The 24523-nt window shown below is 68.4% G+C and carries 28 protein-coding genes and 1 tRNA gene; 11 read left to right on the top strand and 18 right to left on the bottom strand.

Translation table 11 applies throughout. The annotated features are described in order from the left end of the window. Positions 1–7: 7 nt before the first annotated feature. Positions 8–883, bottom strand: coding sequence for an ABC transporter permease (locus tag ACIPC1_RS31930; protein WP_402523261.1), 876 nt, complete (start codon positions 881–883; stop codon positions 8–10). Further along, entirely contained in the window at positions 876–1676 is an 801-nt protein-coding gene (locus ACIPC1_RS31935; protein WP_402523264.1) for an ABC transporter permease, read from the bottom strand. Before ACIPC1_RS31935 ends, ACIPC1_RS31930 begins: the two co-directional genes overlap by 8 nt. 203 nt (positions 1677–1879) lie before the next feature. On the opposite strand from ACIPC1_RS31935, the gene ACIPC1_RS31940 reads away from it, so the two are divergent. Beyond that, entirely contained in the window at positions 1880–4414 is a 2535-nt protein-coding gene (locus ACIPC1_RS31940; RefSeq protein ID WP_402523266.1) for a transglycosylase domain-containing protein, read from the top strand. A gap of 136 nt (positions 4415–4550) precedes the next feature. Further along, the gene (locus ACIPC1_RS31945) at positions 4551–5411 is read left to right on the top strand and encodes an SAM-dependent methyltransferase (RefSeq protein WP_402523268.1); all 861 of its coding nucleotides are present in this window, start codon (positions 4551–4553) and stop codon (positions 5409–5411) included. A 125-nt stretch (positions 5412–5536) separates the two neighbouring features. Here ACIPC1_RS31945 and ACIPC1_RS31950 read toward each other — a convergent pair whose 3' ends face one another. The 3 genes from ACIPC1_RS31950 to ACIPC1_RS31960 all read right to left on the bottom strand — a co-directional run bounded on the left by ACIPC1_RS31950 (position 5537) and on the right by ACIPC1_RS31960 (position 7461). Continuing rightward, positions 5537–6442 carry a helix-turn-helix domain-containing protein gene (locus ACIPC1_RS31950; RefSeq protein WP_402523270.1) on the bottom strand — a complete coding sequence of 302 codons (906 nt, stop codon included), beginning with the start codon at positions 6440–6442 and terminating at the stop codon, positions 5537–5539. A 262-nt stretch (positions 6443–6704) separates the two neighbouring features. Beyond that, positions 6705–7007, bottom strand: coding sequence for a co-chaperone GroES (locus tag ACIPC1_RS31955; protein ID WP_326790934.1), 303 nt, complete (start codon positions 7005–7007; stop codon positions 6705–6707). A gap of 100 nt (positions 7008–7107) precedes the next feature. Then, entirely contained in the window at positions 7108–7461 is a 354-nt protein-coding gene (locus ACIPC1_RS31960) for a DUF3618 domain-containing protein (RefSeq protein WP_402523272.1), read from the bottom strand. 130 nt (positions 7462–7591) lie between these two features. On the opposite strand from ACIPC1_RS31960, the gene bcp reads away from it, so the two are divergent. The 4 genes from bcp to ACIPC1_RS31980 all read left to right on the top strand — a co-directional run bounded on the left by bcp (position 7592) and on the right by ACIPC1_RS31980 (position 9637). Beyond that, positions 7592–8059: a thioredoxin-dependent thiol peroxidase gene (gene bcp, locus ACIPC1_RS31965; protein ID WP_402523274.1), complete on the top strand. Its 468-nt coding sequence runs from the start codon at positions 7592–7594 to the stop codon at positions 8057–8059. 137 nt (positions 8060–8196) lie between these two features. Next, positions 8197–8847, top strand: coding sequence for an HNH endonuclease signature motif containing protein (locus ACIPC1_RS31970; protein ID WP_402523276.1), 651 nt, complete (start codon positions 8197–8199; stop codon positions 8845–8847). Beyond that, on the top strand, positions 8844–9500 hold the full coding sequence (locus tag ACIPC1_RS31975; RefSeq protein WP_402523279.1) for an HNH endonuclease: 657 nt from the start codon (positions 8844–8846) through the stop codon (positions 9498–9500). Before ACIPC1_RS31970 ends, ACIPC1_RS31975 begins: the two co-directional genes overlap by 4 nt. Positions 9501–9553: 53 nt before the next feature. Continuing rightward, positions 9554–9637, top strand: a tRNA-Leu gene (locus ACIPC1_RS31980). Between the two features lie 52 nt (positions 9638–9689). Here the strand turns inward: ACIPC1_RS31980 and rdgB are convergent. From rdgB to ACIPC1_RS32000, 4 genes are all read right to left on the bottom strand, one after another. After that, the gene (rdgB, locus tag ACIPC1_RS31985) at positions 9690–10292 is read right to left on the bottom strand and encodes an RdgB/HAM1 family non-canonical purine NTP pyrophosphatase (protein ID WP_402523281.1); all 603 of its coding nucleotides are present in this window, start codon (positions 10290–10292) and stop codon (positions 9690–9692) included. 127 nt (positions 10293–10419) lie between these two features. Continuing rightward, positions 10420–10812, bottom strand: a complete 393-nt coding sequence (locus ACIPC1_RS31990) for a hypothetical protein (RefSeq protein WP_402523284.1) — start codon at positions 10810–10812, stop codon at positions 10420–10422. Positions 10813–10988: 176 nt separating this feature from the next. Further along, on the bottom strand, positions 10989–11723 hold the full coding sequence (gene rph, locus ACIPC1_RS31995; RefSeq protein WP_402523286.1) for a ribonuclease PH: 735 nt from the start codon (positions 11721–11723) through the stop codon (positions 10989–10991). 141 nt (positions 11724–11864) lie between these two features. Next, positions 11865–12098 (bottom strand): glucose PTS transporter subunit EIIB, encoded by a 234-nt coding sequence (locus ACIPC1_RS32000; RefSeq protein WP_112449866.1) that lies wholly within the window; start codon positions 12096–12098, stop codon positions 11865–11867. Between the two features lie 175 nt (positions 12099–12273). Here ACIPC1_RS32000 and ACIPC1_RS32005 point away from each other — a divergent pair, with 175 nt between their 5' ends. Continuing rightward, positions 12274–13560 (top strand): PTS transporter subunit EIIC, encoded by a 1287-nt coding sequence (locus tag ACIPC1_RS32005; RefSeq protein WP_402523289.1) that lies wholly within the window; start codon positions 12274–12276, stop codon positions 13558–13560. Positions 13561–13833: 273 nt separating this feature from the next. Beyond that, positions 13834–15084, top strand: coding sequence for a PTS transporter subunit EIIC (locus tag ACIPC1_RS32010; RefSeq protein WP_402523292.1), 1251 nt, complete (start codon positions 13834–13836; stop codon positions 15082–15084). A 96-nt stretch (positions 15085–15180) separates the two neighbouring features. Here ACIPC1_RS32010 and ACIPC1_RS32015 read toward each other — a convergent pair whose 3' ends face one another. Next, positions 15181–15933, bottom strand: coding sequence for an MBL fold metallo-hydrolase (locus ACIPC1_RS32015; RefSeq protein WP_402523294.1), 753 nt, complete (start codon positions 15931–15933; stop codon positions 15181–15183). Positions 15934–16196: 263 nt separating this feature from the next. On the opposite strand from ACIPC1_RS32015, the gene ACIPC1_RS32020 reads away from it, so the two are divergent. Continuing rightward, a complete protein-coding gene (locus ACIPC1_RS32020) occupies positions 16197–16649 on the top strand; it encodes a type II toxin-antitoxin system PemK/MazF family toxin (RefSeq protein WP_402523297.1) in 453 nt (150 codons plus the stop codon). Between the two features lie 119 nt (positions 16650–16768). On the opposite strand, the gene ACIPC1_RS32025 is transcribed toward ACIPC1_RS32020, so the two are convergent. From ACIPC1_RS32025 to clpS, 7 genes are all read right to left on the bottom strand, one after another. Further along, complete coding sequence (locus ACIPC1_RS32025; RefSeq protein ID WP_402523299.1) at positions 16769–17719, bottom strand: PLP-dependent cysteine synthase family protein; 951 nt, start codon at positions 17717–17719, stop codon at positions 16769–16771. Between the two features lie 17 nt (positions 17720–17736). Continuing rightward, positions 17737–18015 (bottom strand): MoaD/ThiS family protein, encoded by a 279-nt coding sequence (locus ACIPC1_RS32030; RefSeq protein WP_402523301.1) that lies wholly within the window; start codon positions 18013–18015, stop codon positions 17737–17739. A gap of 116 nt (positions 18016–18131) precedes the next feature. Further along, positions 18132–18233: a putative leader peptide gene (locus tag ACIPC1_RS32035; RefSeq protein WP_384375635.1), complete on the bottom strand. Its 102-nt coding sequence runs from the start codon at positions 18231–18233 to the stop codon at positions 18132–18134. Positions 18234–18323: 90 nt separating this feature from the next. Beyond that, on the bottom strand, positions 18324–18755 hold the full coding sequence (locus ACIPC1_RS32040; RefSeq protein WP_402523305.1) for a Mov34/MPN/PAD-1 family protein: 432 nt from the start codon (positions 18753–18755) through the stop codon (positions 18324–18326). Between the two features lie 76 nt (positions 18756–18831). After that, positions 18832–20292: an amino acid permease gene (locus ACIPC1_RS32045; RefSeq protein WP_402523307.1), complete on the bottom strand. Its 1461-nt coding sequence runs from the start codon at positions 20290–20292 to the stop codon at positions 18832–18834. 445 nt (positions 20293–20737) lie between these two features. Then, positions 20738–21340 carry a DUF2017 domain-containing protein gene (locus ACIPC1_RS32050; RefSeq protein ID WP_384375626.1) on the bottom strand — a complete coding sequence of 201 codons (603 nt, stop codon included), beginning with the start codon at positions 21338–21340 and terminating at the stop codon, positions 20738–20740. Between the two features lie 70 nt (positions 21341–21410). Then, positions 21411–21728 (bottom strand): ATP-dependent Clp protease adapter ClpS, encoded by a 318-nt coding sequence (gene clpS, locus ACIPC1_RS32055; protein WP_384375623.1) that lies wholly within the window; start codon positions 21726–21728, stop codon positions 21411–21413. 112 nt (positions 21729–21840) lie between these two features. On the opposite strand from clpS, the gene ACIPC1_RS32060 reads away from it, so the two are divergent. Both ACIPC1_RS32060 and ACIPC1_RS32065 read left to right on the top strand, forming a co-directional pair. Beyond that, positions 21841–23169, top strand: a complete 1329-nt coding sequence (locus ACIPC1_RS32060) for a nicotinate phosphoribosyltransferase (protein WP_402523311.1) — start codon at positions 21841–21843, stop codon at positions 23167–23169. Between the two features lie 269 nt (positions 23170–23438). Next, positions 23439–24023 (top strand): isochorismatase family protein, encoded by a 585-nt coding sequence (locus ACIPC1_RS32065; RefSeq protein WP_384375619.1) that lies wholly within the window; start codon positions 23439–23441, stop codon positions 24021–24023. A 67-nt stretch (positions 24024–24090) separates the two neighbouring features. On the opposite strand, the gene ACIPC1_RS32070 is transcribed toward ACIPC1_RS32065, so the two are convergent. Then, entirely contained in the window at positions 24091–24465 is a 375-nt protein-coding gene (locus tag ACIPC1_RS32070) for a hypothetical protein (protein WP_402523314.1), read from the bottom strand. Positions 24466–24523 lie beyond the last annotated feature (58 nt).

Raw genomic sequence — 24523 nt, forward strand, 5'->3', positions numbered from 1 at the left:
AAATCCCCTAACTCCCCGTGCTCCGGTACGAACGAAGTCCCGCCCGCCAGGCAAGGCCCGCCAGCACACAGCAGACCGCGGCCACCAGCGGTGGGGTGAAGGCGACCCACGTCGGCAGGTCGAGCGGATAGGGCCGCCCCAGCACATACAGCGCGGGCAGCCAGTTGACGAAGGCCAGCGGGAACACGAACGTCACCCCGCGCACCAGGTCCTTCGCGAAGACGGTCGGCGGGTACTGGAGGAGCGTACTGCCGCCGTACGTAAAGGAGTTCTGCACCTCGGACGCGTCCTGCGCCACGAACTGGAAAGCCGCGCCCGCCACGAACACGGCCCCGAAGATCGCACCGCCGCTGAGCAGCGCCAGCGGGATCAGCAGCACCTTGAGCGGCGTCCAGGAGATGTCGAGCGCGACGAGGGCGTACCCGAGGACCAGCAGCCCCTGGGTGACCCGGCCGATACGGCGCACCGCGAAACGGTCGGCGGCGACCTGGGCCAGGACGGGCACCGGCCGCACGAGGAGCGTGTCGAACGTACCGTCGCGCACCCGCCGACCCAGCCGGTCCATCGTGCCGAACCCCAGGTCCGCGAGCCCGAAGGCGGTACCCCCGAGGCCGTACAGGAAGGCGACCTCCGGAAGCGAGTAACCGCCGAGCCAGTCGACCTGCGAGAACATCAGCAGGATCGTCACGAAGTCCAGGCCGGTCATCACGAAGTTGCCGAACAGGGTCATCGCGAAGGAGGCGCGGTAGGCCATCGTGGAGCGGATCCACATGGCGGCGATCATGCGATAGGCGCGCAACCCGTCACGCACCCGGGCGTACGCCCGCTGCCTGGGCGCCGGCCACGAGGCATCCGCCACCCGCCCCTCGACCTGGCTAGCCACCCTGCACCACCACCCTCCGCGTCGCCGCCGACTGCACGAGCCGCCCGGTCGCGAGCAGCGCGAGCGCCCAGGCGATCTGGAAGGCGTACGTACCCAGCGGATCGGCCGTGCCCAGCAGCACATCCGCGGGCGCCTGGATCAGGGACGACCAGGGCAGGGCGCGTACGACCTCGCCGAGCACCCCCGGGAAGACGTTCAGCGGCAGCACCATCCCCGAGCAGAAGATCGCCAGGATCCAGGCCATCTGCGCCACGCCCGCCCCGTCCATGAGCCAGAACGCCGACAGCGCCACCAGATAGCGGATCGAGAAGCTGACGAGCACCCCGAGGGCGACCGCGACCATGAACGCGATCCACGTCAACAGGTCGGTGGGCAGCGCGAGTTCGAAGAAGAACGCGCCGAACGCCAGCGGGACCGCGCCGCGCGCCAGCAGATGGAACAGCGCCCGGCCCATGTCCTGCGCCAGCCACCACACCTGCAGATCGACGGGCCGGTACAGGTCGATCGCGATGTCCCCCGTACGGATCCGCTCGATCAGCTCGTCCTCGAAACCGCCGCCCATCACCGCCACCGCCGCGAGCAGCCCCTGCCCGAGCCACACATAGGTGAGCGCCTGCGCCTGGTCGTAGCCGCCGAGGTGCGGTTTCTCGTCCCAGAGCGCGATGAAGGTGTACGCCAGGATCAGCCCGAAGACGGTGTTGGTGAACAGGCCCGCCGCAGTGGCCACCCGATAGGTGGCGTACCGACGGAAGCCGCCGACGGCGACGGCGACGTACAACCGCCCTGTGCCCACAAAGAGGCCCTCCCTCAGCGCGTCAAGGCCGAAGCGCACGACCCTAGCCGCCGGGTGCCCCACCCCGCCAGGCATTTTCCGGGCCCGACGCGTGCCGAGGTGAGGGAACGGAACGCATGGTGCGAGAGTCTTCAAGAGGGGGCGCAACAGGCGTACGAGGGCGTACGGGAACGTACGACGCGAAACGGGAGTCCGGCGAACAGATGAGCGACGAGCCGCAGCCGCAGCCGCAACAGAACAGCCAGGGCTGGGCGCCGAGGGAACCGCACCCGGGCCCGGGACGAGGACAGGAACCTGGTCAGGGTCAGGGACCGGGACCGGGACCGGGACCGGGACCGGGACCGGGTCAAGGACCTGGTCAGGGACTGGGATTTGGGCCCGCGCCGCAGCCGGCGCCCGGCGGGAAGCAGAAGAAGCAGAAGCGCAAGCGCACCGGCTGGCGGCGGATCATCCCCACCTGGCGCATGGCGCTCGGCACCTTCCTCACCGCGATCCTGCTCCTGATCGGCCTCTTCGCACTCGGCTACTACCTCGTCAAGATCCCGCCCGCGAACGCCGCCGCGACCAAGCAGAGCAACGTCTACCTCTACGCCGACGGCAGCCAGCTCGCCCGCGACGGCGAGGTCAACCGCGAGAACGTGACACTCGCGCAGATCTCCAGGGACGCCCAGCACGCGGTACTCGCCGCCGAGGACCGGGACTTCTACTCCGAGTCGGCCGTCGACCCCAAGGCGATGATCCGCGCCGCCTGGAACACGGCCACCGGCAAGGGCAAGCAGTCAGGCTCGACGATCACCCAGCAGTACGTGAAGAACTACTACCTGGGCCAGGAGCAGACGGTCAGCCGCAAGGTGAAGGAGTTCTTCATCTCCATCAAGCTCGACCGCGAGAAGAGCAAGGACGACATCCTCGAGGGCTACCTCAACACCAGCTACTTCGGCCGCAACGCGTACGGCATCCAGGCCGCCGCCCAGGCGTACTACGGCGTCGACGCCATCGACCTGACGGTGGGTCAAGGTGCCTACCTGGCTGCGCTGTTGAACGCACCGAGCGAGTACGACGTGATCGCGCACCCCGAGAACAAGTCCGCGGCCGAGGCCCGCTGGAACTACGTACTCGACGGCATGGTCAAGAAGGACTGGCTGAGCGCCACGGACCGCGCCGCCGTCAAGTTCCCCGCGCCGAAGGAGGCCAAGGGCTCGGCGGGCATGTCCGGCCAGCGCGGCTACCTCGTCCAGGCGGTCAAGGACTACCTCACCACCAACAAGGTCATCGACGAGGACACCCTCGCCACCGGCGGCTACCGCATCACCACCACCATCCAGAAACCCAGACAGGACGCCTTCGTCAAGGCCGTCAACGACCAGGTGACGGACAAGCTCGACAAGGAGAACCGCAAGGTCGACACCTACGTCCGCGCCGGCGGCGTCGCCATCGACCCCTCCACCGGCAAGGTCGTCGCGATGTACGGCGGCATCGACTACACCCAGCAGTACGTCAACAACGCCACCCGCCGCGACTACCAGGTCGGCTCCACCTTCAAGCCCTTCGTCTTCACCTCGGCCGTCCAGAACGACTCAGAGACCCAGGACGGCCGGACCATCACCCCGAACACGGTCTACGACGGCACCGACCGGCGCCCGGTGGAGGGCTGGAACGGCGGCACCTACGCGCCCGAGAACGAGGACGGCGTCTCCTACGGCGACATCACCGTCCGCACCGCCACCGACAAGTCGGTGAACGCGGTGTACGCGCAGATGGCGGTGGACGTCGGCCCCGCCAAGGTCAAGCAGACGGCGATCGACCTCGGACTCCCCGCCACCACCCCCGACCTGACCGCCACGCCCTCCATCGCGCTCGGCCCGGCCACCGCCAGCGTCCTCGACATGACCGAGGCGTACGCCACCCTCGCCAACCACGGCAAGCACGGCACGTACACCCTGGTCGACAAGATCACCAATGACGGCGCGCAGGACGTACAGCTGCCGAAACAGGACACCCAGCAGGTGGTGACCCGCGAGGCCGCCGACACGACCACGTCCATGCTCCAGAGCGTCGTCGACGGCGGCACCGGCACCGCGGCCCAGGGCGCCGACCGGCCCGCCGCCGGCAAGACCGGCACCGCCGAGGAGGACCAGGCCGCCTGGTTCGCCGGCTACACCCCCGACCTCGCCACCGTCGTCTCCGTCATGGGCCAGGACCCCGACACCGGCGCGCACAAGTCCCTGTACGGCGCCCTCGGCCAGGCCCGCATCAACGGCGGCGGGCCTCCGGCGCAGATCTGGGCCCAGTTCACCAAGGCCGCTCTGGACGGCACCGAGGCGACCGACTTCGACCTCCAACTCCAGCCGGGCGCCGAGGAACCGCAACCCCCGACCGACGAGCCCACCACCGAGCCCCCCGCCATCGGCGGCCAGGACAACGGCGGCACGACGACCGGCGGCACACAGTCCCCCACCCAGTCCCCGGGCCAGACGAACGGCCAGACCCAGGGCCAGACGAACGGCGGCACCACCACGACCACAGGCGGCACCACCACGGACGGCACCACCACAGACGGCGGAACCACCACCACCGGCACCACCGACGGCGGCACGACCGCCACTGGCGGAACCGCGGACGGCGGCACCACAGCCGACGGCGGAACGACGGACGGGGGGACGGACACGGGTGGGACGGACGTGGGGGCGATCGCGGGGGCCGGGCCACTGAACCGGCCCGCGACCCGAAAACCGTAACCAGGCCTCAGTGGCCGGAGGAGACCTTCAGCCCCACCACGGCCACCAGCAGCAGACACCCGTTCAACTCCGTTACCGTCGTTGGGATTTACTTGATACGAGCCCCGGGGAACACGACGTACACGGAGGAGTGTCCATGACTGACGAACCAGAGAACTCCAAGACCTCCAAGACCTCCAAGACCTCTGCCAACGATGTGCTCTCCAAAAAGGAGGCGCTCCCCAAAATCGATACATCCGTGCCGCAGTCGGCCCGGATCTGGAACTACTGGCTGGGAGGGAAGGACAACTACGAGGTCGACCGCGTAGCCGGTGACGCGTTCCGCGAGATCTTCCCGGCAATCGAGACCGGAGCCCGCGCCGCCCGGTACTTCCTCGCCCGAGCCGTCCGTCACCTGGCCGGCGAGGAGGGGATCCGGCAGTTCCTGGACATAGGCACCGGACTGCCCAACGTGGACAACACCCACCAGATCGCCCAGCGGGTGGCCCCTGAATGCCGGATCGTCTACGTCGACAACGACCCTCTGGTCCTGGCACACGCCCGTGCGCTGCTCGTCAGCTCCCCCGAAGGCGTCACCCACTACATCGACGCCGATCTGCGCGATCCGAGCACGATCGTGCGGGAAGCCGCGAAGACGCTGGACTTCGACCAGCCCGTCGCCCTCATGCTGATGGGCATCCTGGGCCACATCGAAGACCACGACGAGGCACGCACAATCGTGCGGCAGTTGGTGGACGCTCTGCCCTCCGGCAGCTACCTCGTGCAGTACGACAGCACCAGCACCAGTGCCGCCTACGTCAACGCCATCCAGCAGTACAACGAGGGCGGCTCGATCCCGTACATCCTCCGCAGCCCTGAGCAGATCGCGCGCTACTTCGATGGTCTGGAACTGCTCGAACCGGGCGTGGCATCGTGCTCGCGATGGCGCCCCGACACCGAAGCCCTGGGCCTCCCGGCGGAGGTACATCAGTACGGCGGCGTCGCCCTCAAGCGCTGAATCCCGCTGGCCACAGGGTCACTTGGCGTCCGCCGCTGACGCGGCGTTCGCTCGGTGCCCGCCAGTTGCCGGGCGCGACGACGGACACGGACTCCATCGGGCATCGCACTCCTGATCGGCCCCGATCAGGTTTCCTGGAGGATGCGGTGGAGGATCGTTCGAGTCGCCTCCGGCGACTCGGCCTCGACGACCAGGCGGTTCATGACATCCCAGTAGTACTCGATCTCGGCCGGCTTGTCGGGATAGAGGGCGCTCGCGAGCTGTTCGAGGTAGACCATGTCGGGCAACTGACCGCCGGGCAGACGCACGATGGTCACCGGACCGCCCGTCGCGGCGTAGCCACCAGCCAGGAACGGCATGATCTGGACGGTGACCTGCGGGAGTTGGCAGATCTCCATCAGATGCCGGAGCTGGTCGCGCATCGTGCCGATGCCGCCCACCGGGCGACGGAGCGCCGCCTCGTCGATCACGGCCCACAGCTGAGGCCCTCGCTGCCGGTGCAGGACCTGCTGACGCTTCATCCGCAACGTGACGCGCCGGTCGATCTCCTCCACGGAAGCGCCTGGATGGGCGAGCCGGATGGCGACGCGAGCATAGTCGGGAGTCTGCAGGAGGCCCGGAACGACTTGGGCATCGAAGCAGCGGATGAGACTCGCTGCCTGTTCGGCCCCGAGGTAGGCCTGCATCCAGCCGGGCACCAAGTCGCTGTACGGCTGCCACCAGCCGGCGGTGTTGGCCTGTTTGGCCAGAGCCACCAAGGTGGCGCGGTCGGCCTCGTCCGTGACTCCGTAGAGAGTGAGCAGATCGGCCACGTCGCGCATCTTGAACCCGTGGCGGCCCCACTCCATTCGGCTGATCTTGGACTGAGAGGCGCGGATGGCCTCGCCCGCGACCTCACGGGAGATGTTCTTCTCCTCCCGCAAGCGCCGCAACCGTGCGCCCAGCACCATGCGCGGCACCATAGGCCCCGCCGACTGGGCATCCAGGACGCGGCTGACGGGCGGTGTATGCACGGCCTCTTCGGCGCCCATGGGCATTCTCCTGGCGGTGAACGCAGCTGTGCACTCATTCGAACGCTGCGGCTTGTCATCCTAGGTGACCGAGGCCAAGGGGCACTCCCATCGCCCGCCTCCCCCCAAGAGAAACAGAACAAAGAAACCGCAGGTCAGATGCCTGACCTACGGTCCACTCCAGGGTCCCCCGCCAGATTCGACCCGACGCCCCACGCACTACAGCCACAACCACCACGCACGACAACCACAACCACAACGGCAACGGCAACGGCACCCACAACTACAAGTACAAGCCGGTCGAGTCCTCGGAGCCCTCGAAACGGTCCGCGGCCACGGCGTGCAGATCCCGCTCGCGCATCAGCACGTACGCCGTCCCGCGCACCTCGACCTCGGCACGGTCCTCAGGGTCGTACAGGACACGGTCACCCGGTTCCACCGTCCGTACGTTCTGCCCGACCGCGACCACATCCGCCCACGCCAGGCGCCGGCCGACGGCCGCCGTCGCGGGGATCAGGATGCCGCCGCCGGAACGCCGCTCGCCCTCGGCGGCGTCCTGCCGCACCAGCACACGGTCGTGCAGCATGCGGATGGGCAACTTGTCGTCAGGGTGGGTGCTCTGCTTGTCCCGGTTGGCGCTCACTCCCCGAACCTACCTGCCCTCGACCGGTCCGTACGCCGCCGGGTCAGCGCTTGCGCCGACGGGAGCCGACGGCCAGCAGCCCGACGATCCCGACCACGACAAGGGCCACCGGCACGATGCGTTCGAGCCGCGGCGCGCCCTCCTCGCTGACGAACTGCCCCTTCACATCGCTGACGACCCGGTTGACGCCGACGTACGCGCGCCCCAGCGTGTGATCGATATGGGAGGTGACCTTGGCCTTCGCGTCCCCGACGATGGTCTTCGGGTGCACGCGCACGCCGATCTCATCGAGCGTCTCGGCGAGGGTTTCGCGGCGGCGCTTGATGTCCGCCTCGATCTGCGCCGGAGTCCTGGTATCCGACGTGTCCGACGTGTCCGGCACCGCGCTGCCTCCCATGATCGTGTATCTGGCCCTTTGCTCCCGACAGTCTGTCAGCTCCGGCGGCGACGCACCCCTCGGCACCCCCATTACGCTCGTTCTGTAGTCCCTGACCCATATCCACCCACCCCGGCCACGTGAGGTACCGATGAGCGAGCGACTCCAGCCCGGCGACACCGCCCCCGCCTTCACCCTGCCCGACGCCGACGGCAACGAGGTCTCCCTCGCCGACCACAAGGGCCGCAAGGTCATCGTCTACTTCTACCCGGCCGCCCTGACGCCCGGCTGCACGAAGCAGGCCTGCGACTTCACCGACAACCTCGACGTCCTGGCGACCGCCGGCTACGACGTCATCGGCGTCTCCCCCGACAAGCCCGAAAAGCTCGCCAAGTTCCGCGAGAAGGAGAACCTGAAGGTGACGCTCGTCGGCGACCCCGACACCACCGTCATCGAGGCCTACGGCGCCTACGGCGAGAAGAAGAACTACGGCAAGACGTACGTCGGCGTCATCCGCTCCACGGTCGTCGTCGACGAGGAAGGCAAGATCGAACACGCCTTCTACAACGTGAAGGCCACGGGCCACGTCGCGAAGATCATCAAGGATCTGGGGATCTGACGGTCCTCTTGCTTGGGGAACTGCCCGTACCGGCCCGATCCGGTACGGGCCGTTTCACGTTCCGGGCGTGACTGTCCGATAAACGGTTCGTTACTCCGTACGAGGTCGCGAACGTGTGGCCGGAACGGAGGGGAACCATGCCGGTCAGCCCGTACACCAGGGAGCGCCTGGAGGAGGCGGCGAGCTGGTCGCGGACGTTGTCGGAAGCGTTGGGGAAGTTGCGGGTGGATCCGAAGAGCTGGAAGCGGCGGTACATCTCCGATCGGATGAAGAAGCTGGGGGTGAACGTCTCGCACTTCGAGCGGGAGGGTGCCAAGTGGACGAGGGACATCCTTGAGCCGGTGGTCGCAGCGTCGGCAAGCGTCAACGAGGTTCTACGGCGGCTCGGGCTCGAGGTCGTCGGCGGACACCATACGAACATCTCCCGCCGCATCAAGGCCTACTGCATCGACACTTCGCACTTCACGCCAGTGGTCCGCACGGAGCGGCAGCGGTACAACCAGCGCCGCCGAACTGCCGAAGAGATCCTCACCGTAGACACGTCGGCACACGCCAGGCGGGTCCCAAGCAGCCGTCTGAAGAGGGCGATTGGAGAACTGGGCGTGGCGGAGCGCTGCGCCCTCTGCGGGATCGAAGGGGTGTGGCTCGGGGAGCCGCTCCCCTTGGAGGTCGATCACGTCGACGGCAACTGGCGGAACAACCGCATCGAGAACCTGAGGCTGCTTTGCCCCAACTGCCACTCGACGACGGACAGTTATCGTGGGCGTGGCAAGGGGCGCGCCTCATGACGAGCAGCGTGCAGTACACCCGCGAGCGCCTGGTGGAGGCAGCAACTCGGTGTTCCGACCTCGACGAGGTCATTGCGTTCTTCGGCACCCGACCGTACGGCTACCTCCGCAAGTACCTCACCAAACGGTTCGCCCACTTCGGCATCGACATCTCGCACTTCGGCCCCTGCGGCAGGCACGCACGGCCCGCTGCCGACGAGTTACGGGGGGCCGTCGCCGAGTCTGCTTCCCTGGCAGAGTTGCTGCGACGCCTAGGCCGCACTGACACCGCTGCGCAGCGGAAAAAGCTGCGCAAGTGGATCGCCGACGATCACCTCACGACGGCACACTTCCTGGGGCAGGCACACCGGCAAGGAAGGCGGGCCTCGAACGCCAAGCGCCCCGAGGATGTTCTGGTGCAGCACAACGGCAAGCACCGGACGACGACAATGCGCCTCCGTCGAGCGCTCAACGAGGTCGGCGTAGTCGAAGAGTGCGCCAGGTGCGGCATTGGCCCGGAATGGCTCGGCAAGCCCATGACCCTGGAGATCGACCACATCAACGGCGACTGGAGTGACGACCGACGCGAGAACCTCCGACTGCTGTGCCCCAACTGCCACGCGATCACCAGTACCTGGTGCAGGGGAGGCAGTCGAAGCCGAGAAACGGCGTGACACAAACCCCCGCGCACCCGCAACCGCGTGACCGGTACGATGACAAGCGTCTAGCGGCGGTGGTGCAGAGGTGACACAGCAGACTTAGGATCTGTGGCCCGTGAAACGGCTTGAGGGTTCGAATCCCTTCCGCCGCACAGCAAACGGCCTGCGAATCGCAGGATTCGCAGGCCGTTCTCGTATCCGCCCTCAGCCCAACAACTCCCGAACCACCGGCACCAGCCCCCGGAACGCCTTCCCCCGGTGGCTGATCGCGTTCTTCTCCGCGGGGTCCATCTCCGCGCACGTCCGCGTCTCCCCCTCCGGCTGGAGGATCGGGTCGTACCCGAAGCCGTTCGTACCGGCGGGAGCGTGCCGCAGCGAGCCCCTCAGCTGCCCCTCGACAACCCGCTCCGTCCCGTCCGGCAGAGCAAGCGCCGCCGCGCACGCGAAGTGGGCCCCCCGATGCTCGTCGGCGATGTCGCCGAGCTGGGCCAGGAGCAGGGCCAGGTTCGCGGCGTCGTCGCCGTGCCGCCCCGCCCAGCGGGCGGAGAAGATGCCGGGGGCGCCACCCAGGACGTCGACGCAGAGGCCGGAGTCGTCGGCGACGGCGGGGAGGCCGGTGGCCCGGGCGAGGGCGTGGGCCTTGAGGAGGGCGTTCTCGGCGAAGGTGACGCCGGTTTCCTTGACGTCGGGGATGTCGGGGTAGGCGTCCGCGCCGACGAGGTCGTGGGTGAGACCTGCGTCGGCGAGGATCGCCTTCAGCTCGGTGATTTTTCCGGCGTTGCGGGTGGCGAGGATCAGGCGGGTCATGCCCTCAGTATCCCCAAGGCCCTGTGTGGCAGGATCCCCAAGCCCCTGCGTGACAGTTTCCCCCGAGCCCCTGCGTGGCAGGTCCCCCGAGCCCCTGTGACAGTTTCCCCAAGCCCCCGCGTGACGGTTACGGCGTGCAGACCTTGGTCAGTTCACCGGCCGCGTCCGTGACCGGGCTGATGTCGGGTGTCTCGTCGCCGTTCTTGACGGCGGTACGGACGTTGGCGACAGCCGTGTTGAGGTCGTCGACCGCTTTGTTGACGTCGGCGTTGTCGGTCTTGTCGCCGATTTCGTCGAGGTTCTGCTCGATCGAGTTGAGGGACTCGTCGGTCTGCGTCGGGTCCTCCGCCGCGTTCTCGACGGCCTGCTGGAGGTCGGTGACGCTGTCGGCGATGGCGTCGGCGGTCTGGACGCAGTCCAGGGCCTTGTTGACGGCGTCGCAGCCGACTGCCGCCGGTATGGCGACGAGTGCGGCGATGATGGCGAATGCGGCGGTGCGTCGGCGGTGGCGCGCGGCCATGGAACGGTCCCTCCCCGTGGGCAAGATGTAGTCAACCCCTTGGTGTGATCGACCCTTTGGCGTGATCGACGCCTTGGCGTGATCGACCCCTTGGTGCGGTCGGCCGGGCCCCGTGCCGGGGCCGGGCTGGGGCGCACGGCTGGACCGTACGCCCGTACCCCTTAGAACGCGAAGGGTTAACTGGTGGTTGCCTCAAGTGCCGCGCGCTGTACGGCGGCCAGCTCGTCGCAGCCGGCGACGGCGAGGTCGAGCAGGGCGTTCAGTTCCTTGCGGTCGAAGGGCTCGGCCTCGGCGGTGCCCTGGACCTCGACGAAGCGGCCGTCGCCGGTGCAGACGACGTTCATGTCGGTGTCGGCCCGCACGTCCTCTTCGTAGCAGAGGTCAAGGAGCGGGATTCCGCCGACGATGCCGACGGAGACCGCTGACACGGTGCCGGTGAGGGGCTGGCGGCCGGCCTTGACGAGCTTCTTGCCCTGGGCCCAGGTGACGGCGTCGGCGAGGGCGACGTAGGCGCCGGTGATCGCGGCGGTGCGGGTGCCGCCGTCGGCCTGGAGGACGTCGCAGTCGAGGACGATGGTGTTCTCGCCGAGTGCCTTGTAGTCGATGACGGCGCGCAGGGAGCGCCCGATGAGGCGGGAGATCTCGTGGGTGCGTCCGCCGATCCTGCCGCGGACGGACTCGCGGTCGCCGCGAGTGTTGGTGGCGCGCGGGAGCATCGAGTACTCGGCGGTGACCCAGCCCTCTCCGCTGCCCTTGCGCCAGCGCGGGACGCCTTCGGTGACGGAGGCGGTGCAGAAGACTTTGGTGTCGCCGAAGGAGACGAGGACGGAGCCCTCGGCGTGCTTGCTCCAGCCACGCTGGATGGTGATGGGGCGCAGCTGTTCGGGGGTGCGGCCGTCGATGCGAGACATGGCGATGAGCCTAGCCGTATACGGGTGAGGGGCTGCCGCCGGTTACGGAAGCAGCCCCTCAGGGGTGAGTCGCGCGGGTTTGTGCCGTACCGGCTTGTGCCGTACCGGCTTGAGCCGCGCGGGCTCAGCAGGCGTGGTGGTTCACATCATGTCTTCGATGTCCGCCGCGATCGGGTCGGCGTCGGTGCCGATGACGACCTGGATGGCGGTGCCCATCTTGACGACGCCGTGGGCGCCGGCGGCCTTCAGGGCGGCTTCGTCGACCTTGCTCGGGTCGATGACCTCGGTGCGGAGGCGTGTGATGCAGCCTTCGACCTCTTCGATGTTCTCGATGCCGCCGAGCCCGGCGACGATCTTCTCAGCCTTGGTGGCCATGTCCTACTCCCTGATCCGAACCGCTTTGTCGCAGTAACCCACAGTTGGCCCATCTTCGCGAGCGGTCATGCCATGGGTACCGAATCATGGCGTTCACGACAGCGCGACCGTTCATGGACTGGTCTACACCAGTCGACGAACGGGCGCCAAGCCCGGTTCCGCCCGGAGGACGCCCATGAGTGCCAGCAGTGCCGCCGCACCCGCGCGCACGCCCTGGAGCAACCTGTTCCAGAGCCTGCAGAAGATGGGCCGGAGTCTTCAGCTTCCCATCGCCGTACTGCCGGCCGCGGGCATTCTCAACCGGCTGGGTCAGCCGGACGTGTTCGGTGACGACGGTCTTGGCTGGACGAACGTCTCGAAGGTGATGGCGGGTGCCGGTGGCGCGCTGCTGGACGGCTCGCTGGGGCTGCCGTTGTTGTTCTGTGTGGGCGTGGCCATCGGGATGGCGAAGAAGTCGGACGGGTCGACGGCGCTGGCTGCGGTCGCGGGGTTCCTCGTCTATTACAACGTGCTGCGTCAGTTCCCGGTGGACTGTGCGAGCGGGGCACAGAAGGTGGCGGCCGGCTGTCAGGCGTCGGACGGCACGGTGGCCGTCTTCTCCTATCAGAATCCCGGAGTCTTCGGCGGCATCGTCATCGGGTTGCTGTCCGCGTACTTCTGGCAGCGTTTCCACCGTACGAAGCTGGTGGACTGGCTCGGCTTCTTCAACGGGCGCCGGCTGGTGCCGATCATCATGTCGTTCGTCGCGATCGCGTTTGCCGCGTTGTGTCTGTGGGTGTGGCCGCCGATCGGTGACGGGCTGCAGAACTTCAGCGACTGGTTGGTCGGGCTCGGCGCCTGGGGCGCGGGTGTGTTCGGTATCGCCAACCGCGCGCTGCTGGTGATCGGTCTGCACCAGTTCCTGAACGTGCCCATCTGGTTCCAGTTCGGCACGTACACCAAGCCGGACGGGACGGTGGTGCACGGTGACATCAACATGTTCCTGGCAGGCGACCCGAACGCGGGGCAGTTCACCTCGGGCTTCTTCCCCATCATGATGTTCGCGCTGCCGGCCGCCTGTCTGGCCATGACGCACTGCGCAAAGCCCCATCGCCGCAAGGAGGTTGGCGGTCTGATGTTGTCGATCGCGCTGACCTCGTTCGTCACGGGCATCACCGAGCCGATCGAGTACTCCTTCGTGTTCATCGCGCCGTTGCTGTACGCGGTGCACGCGCTGCTCACCGGTGTCTCGATGGCGGTGACGTGGGGCCTGGGGGTGCACGACGGCTTCAGTTTCTCCGCGGGTCTGATCGACTACGTCATCAACTGGAATCTGGCGACCAGGCCTTGGGCGATCATCCCGATCGGGTTGTGCTTCGCCGTCGTGTACTACGTGGTCTTCCGTTTCGCGATCACCAAGTTCGACCTGAAGACGCCGGGGCGGGAGCCGGACGAGGATCGCGAGGACACCACCAAGGCATGATCCTTTACCACACCCGCGCGTAGACCTTCCCTGCTCAAGGGCCCTCGGACCTCCTGGTCCGGGGGCCCTTCGTCATGAATACGAATACTTGCGACCGCTTCTTCCGGTATGGCCCAGGCCACAAAATTGGCGGGTTCCTTATCCCACCTTCACCGTGCTAAAACAGGTCTACACCACCAAGTGGTGTAGACCACGTGAAGCTGCCTACCACCCGTTTCACCCCCGTTTCCCCCCTTCTCGTCCCCCCGGGCAGCTCCGGTACATGGAGGAACTATGAGCACCGCCACCACAACGGCGGCACCCGCGAAGAAGCGGGGATCCGGTCTGTTCCAGGGCCTGCAGAAAGTCGGCCGCAGTCTCCAGCTTCCGATCGCCGTGCTGCCGGCGGCGGGCATCCTGCTGCGGTTCGGGCAGCCGGACATCCACGACAAGTTCAGCTTCCCCGACAAGCTGACGGCGGTCTTCGCCACCGCCGGTGGCGCGATCTTCGACAACCTGCCGCTGCTCTTCTGTATAGGCGTCGCGATCGGCTTCGCCAAGAAGTCGGACGGCTCCACGGCCCTCGCCGCCCTCGTCGGCTTCCTTGTCTACAGCAATGTGCTCAAGGCCTTCCCCGTCACCGAGGCCAAGGTCCAGGCGGGCGCGGACGTAGCCGCGACGTACAACAACCCCGGTGTCCTCGGCGGCATCATCATGGGTCTGCTGTCGGCCGTGCTGTGGCAGAAGTTCCACCGCACCAAGCTGGTCGACTGGCTCGGCTTCTTCAACGGCCGCCGACTCGTCCCGATCATCATGGCCTTCGTCGGCACCGCGATGGGTGTCCTCTTCGGTCTGGTCTGGGAGCCGATCGGTGAGGTCATCTCCAACTTCGGCGAGTGGATGACCGGCCTGGGCTCGCTGGGTGCGGGCCTGTTCGGTCTGATCAACCGCGCGCTGATCCCGGTTGGCATGCACCAGTTCGTGAACACGGTCTCCTGGTTCCAGCTCGGCGACTACACGAACCCCGCCACCGGTGCAGTCGTCCACGGCGACCTCAACCGCTTCTTCGCGGGTGACCCGACCGCCGGCCAGTTCATGTCCGGCTTCTTCCCGATCATGATGTTCGGCCTGCCGGCCGCCGCGCTGGCGATCGCGCACACCGCGCGCCCGGAGCGCCGCAAGGCCGTCCTCGGCATGATGATCTCGCTCGCCCTGACCTCGTTCGTCACCGGCATCACCGAGCCGATCGAGTTCTCCTTCATGTTCATCGCGCCCGTGCTGTACGGGATCCACGCGGTGCTCACCGCCCTCTCGATGGCGGTCACCTGGGGGCTCGGCGTCCACGACGGCTTCACCTTCTCCGCCGGCTTCATCGACTACGCCCTGAACTGGAACCTGGCCACCAAGCCCTGGCTGATCATCCCGATCGGCCTCGTCTTCGGCGTCATCTACTACGTCGTCTTCCGCTTCGCGATCATCAAGTGGAACCTCCCCACCCCGGGCCGCGAGCCCGACGAGGAGGTCGAGGACCTCACCAAGGTGTGAGCCTCGCTCGTACTGCCTGAGGTCGTACGACATGAGCTCGTACAGCAGGGAGGGCCCCGGAACCGTTCGGTTCCGGGGCCCTCCCTGTTACCGGCTCTAGATCTCGTACGACATCCTGGGCGCCGCCAGCTCCACCGGCCCGCTGTACACCGCGCGCGCGTCCGCCAGGTTGATCTGGGGGTCCGTCCAAGGCGGGATGTGGGTGAGGACGAGCTTGCGGGCGCCGGAGCGGGTGGCGGTCTCGCCTGCCTCGCGGCCGTTGAGGTGGAGGTCGGGGATGTTCTCCTTGCCGTGCGTGAACGCGGCTTCGCAGAGGAATAGGTCGCTGTCGCGGGCGAGTTCGTCGAGGGACTCGCACACGCCCGTGTCCCCGGAGTAGGTCAGCGCACGTCCGCCGTGCTCCACGCGGATGCCGTACGCCTCCACGGGGTGGCGCACCCGGTCCGTGTGCAGGGTGAACGGGCCGACCTCGAACGTGCCCGGCTTGACCGTGTGGAAGTCGAACACCTCGCTCATCGACGAGGCGGTGGGCGTGTCCGCGTAGGCGGTGGTCAGGCGGTGCTCCGTGCCCTCGGGTCCGTAGACGGGGATCGGGCCGGCGCGGCCGCCGTCGTGGCGGTAGTAGCGCGCGACGAAGTACGCGCACATGTCGATGCAGTGGTCGGCGTGCAGATGGCTGAGGAAGATCGCGTCGAGGTCGTAAAGACCGCAGTGGCGCTGCAGCTCGCCAAGGGCACCATTGCCCATGTCGAGAAGCAGCCGGAAGCCGTCGGCCTCTACGAGGTAGCTCGAGCAGGCCGATTCCGCGGACGGGAACGACCCCGAGCAGCCGACGACGGTGAGCTTCATATGAGCTGGAACCTCCGCGCTGACAGGAAGTGCAGGGAGTGGACGCGGTGAGCGGATCCTCAGTGCAGACACTCGGAGCAGATACGGGAAACGGGGGTCGTGCGGTCCGTCGAGCGTAAGGCGCAAAAGGGCCGGTCGCTCCTCCACCAGGGGCCGTTGTGGGCGAACTCACCTGTGTTGTCACCGGTTCGGATGGACCTTGGGCGGGGCCGCCTAGTCCGGGCAGGGGGCGGCCGGCGGGACGCACCGGTACCTTCGTTGCTATGGACACGTCCTGGTGGCTCGCGCTGGCGGCCGTGGTGCTGCTCGCGCTGGTCGCGGCGCTCGTGGACGGCTGGGGGCGGGGGCGTCGGCCGTCCCGGCGTACCCGGCCGCCCGGGCGGCCGCGTGGGCCCCGGCGGGTGCCGCGGCCTCGGGCGGCGGAGATCTGGTGGGCGAGCGTTCCCTACGAGGACGGGCCCGGGGGCAAGGACCGGCCGTGTCTCGTGCTGGGGGTGCGGGGCGAGGTGGTCACCGTCGCGAAGATCACCAGCAAGTACCACGACGAGCGGGCCGGGGTGATTCCGCTGCCGCCCGGCGCGGTCGGCGATGCCCGGGGGCGGGCGAGCTTCCTGGAGACGGACGAGCTGCGGGAGGTCCCGGTGCGGGACTTCCGGCGGCGGGTGGGAGTGGTGGATCCGGTGCTGTGGGACCAGGTGAGGTACCTGGCGGGCTGAGGTGGGGAGGATTTCGCCCCCTCCGCCCCTGCCCGTCCCTTGTCCTGGGGGCTACCGCCCCCAGACCCCCACTTCGCGCTGAACGCGCTCGTCCTCGAACGCCGGACGGGCTGAAATGCCTAGGCCCACAACTGCCCCTGCACCCTCTCGATCGCTTCCTCCGTCGTCGCGGCCGTATAGACCCCCGTCGACAGGTACTTCCAGCCCCCGTCGGCGACGACGAACGCGATGTCGGCGGACTCCCCCGCGGCGAGGGCCTTCTTGCCGACGCCGATCGCGGCGTGCAGCGCGGCGCCGGTGGAGACGCCCGCGAAGATGCCCTCCTGCTGGAGCAGCTCCCGGGTGCGGGTGACCGCGTCGGCGGAGCCGACCGAGAAGCGGGTGGTGAGGACGGACGCGTCGTACAGCTCGGGGACGAAGCCCTCGTCCAGGTTGCGGAGTCCGTAGACGAGGTCGTCGTAGCGCGGCTCGGCGGCGACGATCTTCACGTCGGGCTTGTGCTCGCGCAGGAAGCGGCCGACGCCCATGAGGGTGCCGGTGGTGCCGAGGCCCGCCACGAAGTGGGTGATGGAGGGGAGGTCGGCGAGGATCTCCGGGCCGGTCGTGGCGTAGTGGGCGCCCGCGTTGTCGGGGTTGCCGTACTGGTAGAGCATCACCCAGTCCGGGTGCTCGGCGGCGAGCTCCTTGGCGACGCGCACGGCGGTGTTGGAGCCGCCGGCCGCGGGCGAGGGGATGATCTCGGCGCCCCACATGCCCAGCAGCTCGCGCCGCTCCCGCGAGGTGTTCTCCGGCATGACGCAGACCATGCGGTAACCCTTGAGCTTCGCCGCCATGGCCAGCGAGATGCCGGTGTTGCCGGACGTCGGCTCCAGGATCGTGCAGCCGGGCGTCAACCGGCCGTCCTTCTCCGCCTGTTCGACCATGTGCAGGGCCGGACGGTCCTTGACCGAGCCGGTCGGATTGCGGTCCTCAAGCTTGGCCCAGATACGCACGTCCGGGGACGGCGAGAGCCGCGGCAGGCGCACCAGAGGGGTGTTGCCCACCGCGGCGAGCGGGGAGTCGTAACGCATCAGTGATCAGAGCCCGATCAGACCATGCCGCCGGCGACGGCCGGCAGGATCGTCACGTTGTCGCCGTCGGTCAGCTTGGTGTTGATGCCTTCGAGGAAGCGGACGTCCTCGTCGTTCAGGTAGACGTTGACGAAGCGGCGCAGTTCGCCGCCGTCCACGATGCGGGCCTGGATGCCCGTGTGCCGGGTGTCGAGGTCGGCGAACAGCTCGGCGAGGGTCTCCCCGCCGCCCTCGACGGCCTTCTGACCGTCGGTGTAGGTGCGGAGGATGGTGGGGATGCGGACCTCGATGGCCATGGTTGCGGGCTCCTGTCGGGAGGAAAGTCAGGTCGGTGGGCGCGCGGCAGCGCGGTGGGTCAGGGTGTACGCCGGTTTGCGGAGCCGCGGCTCACGGCCGTACGGCGGCGGCAGGGTCAGCGCGTACAGATGGCGCTCTGCAGCCGGCACAGGTCGACGTGCAGCCGCGCCACGAGCAGCATGCCCGGCGTCTTGTCGCTCACGTCGTGGAGAACCATGGGGTCATCGTATCGATTCCCGGTCCGGATCCCGGAGTGTGATCTCAGATGCTGGATGAATTCTGACCGAAATGCGGGACCGTCGCACCGTTACGGGGCTGCGTACGCCTCCACCACCTTGATCTCCTCCTCCGTCACCACGCCCTCGACGATCCGGTAGGAGCGGAACTGGAAGGGCCCGGCGTCGTCCGAGTCCGCCGTGGAGACCAGCACGTAGTGCGCGCCCGGCTCGTTGGCGTAGGCGATGTCGGTGCGGGAGGGGTATGCCTCGGTCGCCGTGTGCGAGTGGTAGATGACGACGGGCTCCTCGTCGCGGTCGTCCAGCTCGCGGTACAGCTTCAGCAGGTCGCCGGAGTCGAACTCGTAGAACGTGGGTGAGCGGGCCGCGTTGAGCATCGGGACGAAGCGCTCGGGGCGGTCGGTGCCCTCCGGGCCCGCTACGACGCCGCACGCCTCGTCGGGGTGGTCCTGGCGCGCGTGCGCGACGATCTGGTCGAACAGGGCCTGGGTGATGGTCAGCATGTTCGCCAGGATAAGCAGAAGGCTGCCCCGTACCGAGGAGTGGTACGGGGCAGCCCGCATGGTGGAACCGGGAAGGTCAGCCGGTCTTCTCGAAGGCCGGGTCGCGGTGCTCGGCGACCTGCGGGTTCCGCACCTTGAGGATGGCCCAGCCGATGCCCAGGGCCGCGGCCCAGATTGCCATCACGTACAGGCAGACGCGGGAGTCGGCGTCGTACGCGATCAGGCAGGTGACGAAGAGCAGGAAGACGACCGCGACCCAGCTGAGCTTCGCGCCGCCCGGGGCCGGGAAGGCGGAGGCGGGCAGGCGCCCGGCGTCGACCGCGCGGCGGTACAGGATGTGGCTGATCAGGATCATCAGCCAGGTCCAGATGCCGGCCGCGGTGGCGACCGAGACGACGTAGCCGAAGGCCTTCTCCGGGACGATGTAGTTCAGGATCACGCCGATGCCCATGAAGAGCACGGAGACGGTGATGCCGAACGCCGGGGTCTTGGTCGAGGAGAGCCTGCTGAAGACCTTCGGGGCCTCTCCGCTGTCCGCCAGGGTGCGCAGCATGCGGCCCGTGGAGTACATGCCCGAGTTGCAGGACGACAGGGCGGCGGTGAGGACCACGAAGTTGACGATGGCCGCGCCCGCCGGGATGCCGATCTTCGCGAAGGCCTCGACGAAGGGGCTGACTCCCGGTGCGAACTCCGTCCACTTCACGACGCAGAGGATGACGGTGAGGGCGCCGACGTAGAAGAGCGCGATGCGCCAGGGCAGGGTGTTGATCGCCTTGGGGAGGGTCTTCTCGGGATTCTCGGACTCGCCCGCCGTGACGCCGACCAGTTCGACCGCCAGGTAGGCGAACATGACGCCCTGGAGGGTCATCAGGGAGGAGCCGATGCCCTTGGGGAAGAAGCCGTCGACCTGATAGAGGTTGGCGACGGTGGCGGTGTCACCGGCCGCGCTGAAGCCGAAGGTGAGGACGCCGAGGCCGATCACGATCATGCCGATGAGCGCGGTGACCTTGACCATCGAGAACCAGAACTCGATCTCGCCGAAGAGCTTCACCGAGATCAGGTTGGCCACGAAGAGGACGACCAGGAAGACCAGGGCCGTCGCCCACCGGGGGACCGACGGGAACCAGTAGTTGACGTAGATCGCGGCGGCGGTGAGCTCCGCCATGCCGGTGACGACCCACATCAGCCAGTACGTCCAGCCGGTGAAGTAGCCGAAGAACGGGCCGAGGAACTCGCGGGAGTACTCCGCGAAGGAGCCCGACACCGGGCGGTAGAGCAGCAGTTCGCCGAGCGCCCGCATGATGAAGAAGATGATCACGCCGGCGAGGGCGTACATGAGGATGAGGCTGGGCCCGGCCTTGGCGATGTTCGCCCCGGCGCCCAGGAAGAGGCCGACGCCGATGGCGCCGCCGATCGCGATCATCTGGACCTGACGGCTGCCGAGCCCGCGCTCGTACCCCTCTTCGGGGGCGTCGCCGCCCACGGCCGCACTGCCGGCACTCGGCTCGTCGGTCTGGTCGACCTGCGACGAGGTCATGTGTGGTGCGCCTTTCTCCATGCCGGTCCGGGCCATTCCTTGGCCTCGGATCGGGTTCCGATCCCCCCGGATACGTGGAGCTGTGCCTGGCCGGCGATCCGCCGGCTCGGTGGCGCACCCGACCGGACCTGGGTGGTGTCCTGTCGGGCGGTCGTGAAGATTTATCACGGCCGCAATGTTGGTCGACGGGGGGTCATGTTGCGCACGCCACAGAAAGACCCGGACAAACGACGAACCGCGCCCCATAGGACGCGGTCATGGTGACGTGATCGTTATCCGGATTTGAGCGTCCTCTGAGCGTCCTGCGAGCGAGCGCGGACCTCGTGGTGGATCAGGGCATCAGCGCTTCGACGAACGTCTCCTGAGCGAACCCGGACCCCGCCGCGGCTCAGGACATCAGCGCTTCGACGAGCATCTCCTGAACGAACCCGGACCCCGCCGCGGCTCAGGACATCAGGGCTTCGACGAGCGTCTCCTGGAGGCCGCCCAGCCACAGATAGGCCATCACCATCGGCTTGCGCGGGTCCTCGTCCGGCAGGCGGTAGAGGAGGTCGGTGTCCTCCTCGGCGACGACGTCGAGCCGGGCGCCGATCGCCAGGCGCAGGTCGTTCAGGGCGCGCAGCCACTGCTCGGCCTCGTCTGCGGACAGTTTGACGACCGCCCCGCCGTCGCCGGATGCCACCGCGTCCAGTGAGCGGATCACCGTGAGGGCGCATCCGCGCTTGCCCGCGCGCAGGTCGTTCTCGGTGAAGCGGCGGAACTCCGAGGAGTGGGCGCGCTGTTCCTCGGCCTGCTCGGGCGAGTGGGCCTCGACGTCGGGGCCGCTGTACGCGTCGGGGAAGAGGCGTTGCAGCACGGGGTCGGAGGGCGGCTCGCTGGGACCCTCCGCGAACAGTTCGGCGAGCGGGTCGTCGGCGGCGTTCTCGGCCGGCCCGGGACCGATGAGCTCCAGGAGCTGGACGGCGAGGGAGCGGATGATGGAGATCTCGACCTCGTCGAGCGCGACGGCCGCGCCGCCGCCGGGGATCGGTTCGAAGTGTCCAGGCATGGAGTGAGTTCGCTGCTTCCGGTCCTGCTCGGGGTTTCCAGGGCTCGGGCTGTTTCCGGTCCTGCTGTGGCTACTTGCGGTCTTGTTGAAGGGTGGCCCACAGACCGTAGCCGTGCATGGCCTGTACGTCGCGCTCCATCTCCTCGCGGGTTCCGCTGGAGACCACCGCCCGGCCCTTGTGATGGACGTCCATCATGAGCTTGGTGGCCTTGTCCTTGGTGTAGCCGAAGTACGTCTGGAAGACATACGTCACGTAGCTCATGAGGTTGACCGGGTCGTTGTGGACGATCGTCAGCCAGGGGACGTCCGGCTCGGGTACGGCGAAGACCTCCTCCGCCGACTCGGTCTTCTCGGTCTCTAGGGGTGCGGGAGCCGTCACACGGCCCATGCTGCCACCAGAGGGGGGTACTCGCACAAACGGACTCCCCATCGCCGGTGGGTCCCACAAACCCGGACCCACAAATCGTCAGAGTGACGAGATGGGGGTACGATCCGGTCCTATGAACACAGCGGACCTTGGGCTGCCGGTGGACGTCCCCTCTACGGCGCTCTTCACCGACCAGTACGAGCTGACGATGCTGCAGGCCGCCCTGGCGGCGGGGACGGCCGAGCGGCGCTCGGTCTTCGAGGTCTTCACCCGGAGGCTGCCCGAGGGGCGGCGCTACGGCGTGGTGGCCGGGACCGGACGCGTTCTCGACGCCGTCGAGAACTTCCGCTTCGACGCGGACGTCCTCGGCTTTCTGCGTGAGCGCAAGATCGTGGACGAGCCGACCCTGGACTGGCTCGCCGGCTACCGCTTCGGCGGCGACATCTGGGGCTACCCGGAGGGCGAGGTGTACTTCCCGGGCTCGCCGGTCCTGCGGGTCGAGGGCTCGTTCGCGGAGTGCGTGCTCCTGGAGACCGTGATCCTCTCGATCCTCAACCACGACTCGGCGATCGCGGCCGCCGCCTCCCGGATGACCTCGGCGGCGGGCGGGCGCCCGCTGATCGAGATGGGCGCCCGGCGCACCCACGAGCTGGCCGCCGTGGCCGCCGCACGGGCCGCGTACGTCGGTGGCTTCACGACCACCTCCGACCTGGCCGCCGGTTTCCGCTACGGCATCCCGACCGTGGGGACGTCGGCGCACGCCTTCACCCTGCTCCACGACCACGAGCGGGACGCCTTCCAGGCCCAGGTGAACTCACTCGGCCGGGGCACGACGCTGCTCGTGGACACCTACGACGTCGCGGAGGCGGTCCGGCTGGCCGTCGAGGTGGCCGGGCCCGAGCTGGGCGCCGTCCGCATCGACTCCGGGGACCTTCTCCTCGTCGCGCACCGGGTCCGCCAGCAACTGGACGAGCTGGGCGCGACCGCCACGCGGATCATCGTGACCTCCGACCTGGACGAGTACGCGATCGCCTCGCTGGCGGCGGCGCCCGTGGACGCGTACGGCGTCGGCACCCAGCTGGTGACGGGATCCGGCCATCCGACCTGCTCCATGGTCTACAAGCTGGTCGCCCGCGCCGAGTCGGCGGACCCGAAGGATCCGCTGGAGGCGGTGGCCAAGAAATCCTCCGGCGGCAAGACGTCCATCGGCGGGCGCAAGTGGGCCGCGCGGCGCCTGGACGAGCACGGGATCGCCGAGGCCGAGGTGATCGGCGTCGGTCCGGTGCCCGCCGAGCTGGCCGACAGCCAGCTCCTGGTCGAGCTGGTCAAGGGCGGTCAGGTCGTCGCCCGCGAACCCCTGGACGTCGTACGGGACCGGCATGCGGCGGCGCGCGCCAACCTGCCGCTGTCGGCGACCCAGCTCTCGCGCGGGGAGGCGGTCATCCCGACGGAGTACGTCTGACGTACCCCGTACGGCCATGGGGCGGGCGCATGAACAACCGGTGAGCGGGAATGCAACGGCCACGCCCCCTGCACACCGCACAAGCGCCCCCTCCACACCCCCTGAGGCACGGCGCGGCAGCCGAATGCCCCCTCCCGGAGTGCACTCGAAGTCTCTAGGCTCGGTAACCACAGGCCGGGCCCCCCTTTACCGAAGCCCTTTACCGACGCCCTTTACGGACGCCCTTTACGGACGCCACCGATCGCCCGCCGAGCCGAAGGACACCGACCATGCGCCGCGCCTTGATCGTCGTAGACGTGCAGAACGACTTCTGCGAGGGGGGCAGTCTCGCGGTGGCCGGGGGCGCCGACGTGGCCGCCGCCGTCACGGAGCTGATCGGGCAGGCGCCCGCCGGCTACCGCCATGTCGTGGCGACCCGCGACCACCACATCGCCCCCGGTGGCCACTTCGCCGACAACCCCGACTACGTCCACTCCTGGCCCGCGCACTGCGTGGCCGGCACCGAGGGCGTCGGCTTCCACCCGAACTTCGCCCCGGTCGTCGCCTCCGGCGCGATCGACGCCGTCTTCGACAAGGGCGCGTACGCGGCGGCCTACAGCGGCTTCGAGGGCGCCGACGAGAACGGCGTGACGCTGGCGGACTGGCTGCGGGCCCGGGAGATCGACGAGGTGGACGTGGTGGGCATCGCCACCGACCACTGCGTACGCGCCACCGCCCTGGACGCCGCCCGCGAGGGCTTCCGTACGCAGGTGCTGCTCGACCTGACGGCCGGTGTGGCCGAGGAGACCACGAACCGTGCGCTGGAGGAGCTGCGGGCCGCGGGCGTGGAACTGACCGGCAAGCCGGTGGTCTGACCCGCCCAAGGGCCCGCAGGGAGCCCCTGGGGCCTGTCTGACAATTCCCGTCGTCGCCAGACGGGCCCTACAGGCCTTGGGGCGCCGTGGGTCTGCGCATCAGCGCCCGGATCGGGTGCCAGAGCTCCTGGACGCGCTCCGGGCCGATGTTCGCCGTGACGGCGACACCGTTGTCAGGGACCGGCGCCGTTCGCCATATCAGGCCGTCGGGATGGTGCAGGACCGCGGTGATCTCGTCCGGGGTGGGCGGCTGGGCGTTGCCCCGCAGGTACACCGCACGCATCCCCAGATTGCGCAGCCTCGTCAGCGCGCGGGCACGGTTCCGGGCCAGTACGAGCACGCGCACGCCGCCGGCCGATCCGTAGGCGCCGGACGGGCTGGGCAGGTTCAGCGCCACCACCACGCTGCCGTTCGGCAGCTTGCAGAAACCTCCTGCGGCCATGAAAAGTCACACCCCCGTGCGGTCCGGTGTCAATAAGGGAATCACAGGACGCACCTAA

Source organism: Streptomyces sp. NPDC087263 (genome assembly GCF_044744645.1).
Lineage (GTDB): Bacteria > Actinomycetota > Actinomycetes > Streptomycetales > Streptomycetaceae > Streptomyces.